This is a genomic window from Synechococcus sp. R6-10, assembly GCF_047461815.1.
Taxonomy (GTDB): Bacteria; Cyanobacteriota; Cyanobacteriia; order Thermostichales; family Thermostichaceae; genus Thermostichus.
Genome location: NZ_JANSHW010000226.1, coordinates 1 through 1,314 on the forward strand (window position 1 = coordinate 1; position 1,314 = coordinate 1,314).

A 1,314-nucleotide genomic window follows, 5' to 3' on the forward strand; every position below is an offset into this window, starting at 1 on the left:
GGCCAAAAAAGCTGCCGGCTACTACACCGAGGGGGAGGTGCTGGATGCGGAGCGGCTGGCCCAAATCCGAGGAAGAGCCTTGGTGGAGTGAGCGGGATCCCTCATGCAAGTGGCTACCTGGAATGTCAACTCCATTCGCACCCGGCTGCCTCAGGTTTTGGCTTGGCTGGACAGCCAGGGATCCCTGGATGTGCTCTGCCTGCAGGAGACTAAGGTGGTGGATGAAGACTTTCCCCGGGCGGCCTTTCAGGAGCGGGGCTTTCATGTGGAGGTCTACGGGCAAAAGTCCTACAACGGTGTGGCTCTGATCAGCCGGGATCCCCCGGAAAAAGTAGAACGGGGGTTTGGTGCGCTGTTGCCTGCGGCGGCAGATTTGGACGAGCAAAAGCGGCTGATGAGCGCCATCTACCGCGGGATCCGTATTCTCAACCTTTATGTGCCCAACGGTTCTGAGGTGGGATCGGAAAAATACGCCTACAAATTGCGTTGGCTGGCCACGCTGAAGGATTACCTCGCCGTTGCCCTGAGCCAAGGGGATCCCATCCTGCTCTGCGGGGACTTTAACATTGCCCTGGAAGATCGGGATATTTATGATCCCCAAAAAGCGGGAGAAATCATGGCTTCCGAACCGGAGCGACAAGCCCTGCGGGAGATCTTGGCTTTGGGGTTTGAGGATGCGTTTCGCAAGTTCACCCCCGATCCCGGCCATTTTAGCTGGTGGGACTATCGCTCGGGGGGGTTTCAAAGGAATCGCGGCTGGCGCATTGATCATCATTATCTGTCTCGTGAGCTACAGGAGAAAGCCACCGCTTGCTGGATCGATGTTGAGCCACGGCGGGCCGAAAAACCCAGCGATCATGCCCCTGTCATTGTTGCCCTGGATATTTAAGCGCCTTGTTATAGTCATTTCAAGCTAGGTTGAGACACTCCCCAAACGCTCCCTGCCACTGCCTTCACCCCTTCTCTCAGAGGAAGAGGGGAGCCAGGCGGAAATGTTTCATTCCTGTTTAAATGACCATAACAGCTCATACCAACCAGCCATCCAATTAAAATGGAGCGGCCTCTTCGAGAATTTTCAGCTAGAAATCGCAGGAGCCCCGCACTGTACCCGTAGGGTCAGTGCCGGGAGGAATGCGAGGTTACAATAGAACTATGACCCAAGTCCTGACCGTCCCCTGCAAGCTCAAGGTAGCCCAGTCGCAAGCCGCAAAGTTGGACGCGACCTTGGATGCCTTCGGCCAAGCCTTGAACTGGGTCAACCAAAACACACCAGAAAAAGTAGTCAACGCAGTCAAACTCCAGTCCCTTTGCTAT

At 55.6% G+C, this 1,314-nt stretch carries 1 protein-coding gene and 1 pseudogene; both read left to right on the top strand.

All coding sequences use genetic code 11. The annotated features are described in order from the left end of the window. Positions 1-103: 103 nt before the first annotated feature. A complete protein-coding gene (xth, locus tag NW837_RS07135; RefSeq protein ID WP_414330217.1) occupies positions 104-889 on the top strand; it encodes an exodeoxyribonuclease III in 786 nt (261 codons plus the stop codon). Positions 890-1,152: 263 nt separating this feature from the next. Then, positions 1,153-1,314, top strand: a pseudogene (locus NW837_RS07140) (RNA-guided endonuclease TnpB family protein); the annotation flags it as partial.